This window comes from Methylocystis sp. (genome assembly GCF_051061225.1).
Classification (GTDB): Bacteria; Pseudomonadota; Alphaproteobacteria; order Rhizobiales; family Beijerinckiaceae; genus Methylocystis.
In genome coordinates, this window is record NZ_JBPFEB010000142.1 from 1 (window position 1) to 3513 (window position 3513).

Below are 3513 nucleotides of genomic sequence, written 5' to 3' on the forward strand. Positions count from 1 at the left end.
GACGCCGCCGGGACGGTTCGAAAAAGACTTCACCGCCAGATTCCGGTCATTATTCTAACCGGCGATATATCGACGGGCGCCTTGCACAAGATCGCGAGCGGCGATTGCGTTCAGCTCAACAAGCCCGTTAAATCAGCCGAGTTGATGCAGGTCGCCGAACGGCTTCTTGCGCAGCCCGTTTTCCCAGAGTTATCACGCACGCTTGTTCCAAACACAGGCGAAGGGACCCCGGATCGGGAACCGGCCGTCATCTTTGTCGTCGATGACGACAAGAGAGTCCGCGAGACGCTGCGGGAAGTGCTCGCAGACGATGGACGGGTCGTCGAGGAATTCGACAGCTGCGAAGGGTTCCTCGAAGCCTATCGCCCGGGCCGAGAGGGCTGTCTGCTGCTCGACGCCTATCTTCCTGGGATGAGCGGACTCGACTTGCTGAAACGGCTGCAGAAACGCGGCGTCCATCCGCCGATCATCATGCTCACCGGAGCCGCCGACGTCACGATGGCTGTCGACGCCATGAAGGCAGGAGCTTTGGATTTCGTTGAGAAGCCGATCGGCCGCGACGACCTGCTCGCCTGCATCAGGCGCGCGCTCGAACACGGACAGGATGCAAGCAAGTTGTTCGCATGGCAAAAAAGCGCCGCCGCTCACGCGGCTGGCCTGACGGTTCGACAGCGGCAGATTATGGAATTGGTTGTCGCTGGACACCCCAGCAAGAATATTGCCGCCGATCTTGGCATTAGCCAACGCACTGTCGAGAATCATCGTGCTTCGATCATGAAAAAGATGGGCGCGAAATCGATCCCGGAGCTAGCCCGATTAGCTCTCGCGGCCGCCTCGAAAGGTTGAAAGCTTATTCGCGGAGAGGGGGTCAATGAAGATCTGCGAAACGACCGCCCCTCAGGCGGCGCCGGGTCGCCGATCGTCGTTCCACCGTTTCGAGGATAGTCGCAGCGCGGAACGTCTCGGACGGCATCTAGTCGGCTGGCGCGGCATTCTCCAATGCCGCGTATCGCAAGCTTAGGGAGCGCGACCGGCCCGGTGGACCTGCAACGCTCGCCTGCCGTTGGGAACATCTGCGCCTGGAATTCTGCAAATCTAAAATTGTCTCCGTCTCGTAGACGGAAACCTGGACGGTCGACCGCATCGCTGAGCTATGGCCGTTTAGACGCGAATCGGAGGCTGCGACCCACCGACTCGTCTCAGCGCCCGACGCCAGGCTTCAACGCTGATTGTCCACGAGCTTTATAGCCGGTGGGAAAACGACCTGCCCTGGATCTCGGGAAAGCCAAATCCTGCCAAGGCGGCTGGCGCCTACTGGTGGCCTCCGACCATTTCTTGATAGGCGTGACATCAATCAACGTGAAAGCGCCCCGCGCCAATATATGATAATATCCTCCAAGATAAATCAGCAGGAGCGGATATGGAAACGCACGGCGACCAGAGCGTCGCGGAAATCTACGCAGGCATCGCGGCGAGGGAGCGGGCGATCGGCGGGGAGCGGCGCGTCTTGGCGCATCTCGCCACCCAGGGTGGCCTCCCGCAGGACCGGCCCGCGCGGGAGCGGTCCCGTCGACACCATGTGACGACGATCAGGACGCTGGAGTCGGACGTGCGGGCGATGGAAGCCGAATTGCGCTCCCGGGGGCATTGAAATGCACTCGCCGTTCCCGCCAGCCGTGAGGCGCACATGAACGTTCATTGGTGGACCTGGGTCAGCTATGCGGTGGCCTTCCTCATCCTAGCCGCTGGGCATATCGTCTGGTTTATCGCCACGCATGATCCATCAATTGCGATGCGCTTCGGCGCGGCGGTGATAACTTTAGGCATTGTCGTTACTGCGCGACCTTACTTTCGGGTCGGCCTGCGGGAAACCGTCGATCGTCAAATGCCAGGGCACCATCTCTCGGCCCAGGCGTCCAGCGCGCACCTTCAGCGACAGATAGCGGCGCACGTCATCGCGCGTCCTGGAGTTGTGCATGACGTCGTGGCCGAGCGCGTCATCGGCGTGGCCCTCATCCTGTTCGGAACCTTGGCTAATGGCTATGGCGACTTGCCGTTGAGATGGATCGGATACGGCTCAAGATGACTTCCTTCCTCCCCATCGTCTCCGCTTCACGGGATCGATTTGTAGCCGCGAAAATGAGGGGATTCATGAGGGCGTGTCATAATCTGCTTGTTATATATGTAAGGCAGGCTAGCGTCCGTGCCGAAGAGGGCTTGCAATGTCCCGATCTTGGAGCTTGCGTTGATCACGCTCAGGATTCACCACAGAACAATCTATCGTTACAGTCAGCCGGTAAGCTTCGGAGCTCACCGTTTGATGCTTCGCCCACGTGAAAGCCGGGAACTTCGCCTGATCTCGAGCAATTTGACCGTCGCTCCTGCCGCAGCGGTGACGTGGGCTCAGGATGTCTTTGGCAATGCCGTTGCGACTGCCACCTTTCAGACCATGTCCGACAATCTCTCGATCGATAGCGTCACTGAACTCGAACTCGAGTCCAGCGCCTGGCCGATTTTCGACATCGCCGCCACCGCGATTTTCTTTCCTTTCCGATATTCCGAGGAGGAATGGACTGATCTCGGAGCCTTAACGATCCTACAATATCCGGACCCTTCAGGACGTTTGCGAGACTGGGCTTGCGCCTTCATCAGGGGCAATCCAACGGATACTCTCTCCCTGCTCAAAGACCTCAGCGCCGGCCTTTCAGCATGGATCAGCTATCAGAGTCGGGACGACGAGGGGACCCAGGCGCCGGACGAAACTCTGGAGCGCGGCTGGGGATCCTGCAGGGATTTTGCGGTCTTTTTCGTTGAAGCAGCGCGCTGCCTTGGATTCGGGGCGCGGATCGTCTCCGGCTATCTCTACAATCCGAATCAGGAAATGGTGGGCTCAAGTGACGCAGGCTCGACCCATGCCTGGGCGGAAGTTTATGTGCCCGGCGCGGGCTGGATCACTTTCGATCCGACCAACCGCGCTGTCGGCGGTTGCAATCTTATCCCCGTGGCCGTCGGGCGCAACATTCAGCAGGTAATACCAATAGCCGGTAGTTTCGCAGGACCGGATGATGCGTCTCGGGGAATGTCAGTGCAGGTCCTCGTCACATCGCAGAACAGAAATGTTAGCATTTAAGTAATTACAGTGCGGCTCATATCGCCGAAAAATGATCCCCAGCGATTTATCGCGGGGCCATTGATTTTTGTGCACTGCAGCATATCTATGCTTCAAGGCACAAATTGCCGACGAAAAATCGGGGGCAGAACTCAAGTTCGCTGCTTGCATCTGCGAGTGGGCGACGGAGGAATCAAAGTGAAAACAGCAAAACATATTGCAGCGGCAACGTTTGGAATATTGGTGTCTCTCGCAAACACGACAGAGCTGGCCCCGCTTGTCTGGACAGGTCCCCGCGGATTTTGAGTGGATCTCTGCCGGGGTTTGCCGAACGCGGGGCGGGTCGATTTTGTCGCGGCGGCGGGAGGGCGTAGCCCGACCAGAGCGGCGACAAAATCGACGGC

The 3513-nt window shown here is 58.8% G+C and carries 4 protein-coding genes; all 4 read left to right on the forward strand.

The annotated features are described in order from the left end of the window. On the forward strand, positions 1-846 hold an 846-nt coding region (locus tag ACR652_RS24285; protein WP_434509041.1), incomplete at its 5' end, for a response regulator. A 574-nt stretch (positions 847-1420) separates the two neighbouring features. Beyond that, positions 1421-1651 carry a hypothetical protein gene (locus ACR652_RS24290; protein ID WP_434509042.1) on the forward strand — a complete coding sequence of 77 codons (231 nt, stop codon included), beginning with the start codon at positions 1421-1423 and terminating at the stop codon, positions 1649-1651. Positions 1652-1687: 36 nt separating this feature from the next. Then, positions 1688-2086, forward strand: a complete 399-nt coding sequence (locus ACR652_RS24295) for a hypothetical protein (RefSeq protein ID WP_434509043.1) — start codon at positions 1688-1690, stop codon at positions 2084-2086. Between the two features lie 159 nt (positions 2087-2245). Continuing rightward, complete coding sequence (locus ACR652_RS24300) at positions 2246-3130, forward strand: transglutaminase family protein (protein WP_434509044.1); 885 nt, start codon at positions 2246-2248, stop codon at positions 3128-3130. Positions 3131-3513: the final 383 nt, after the last annotated feature.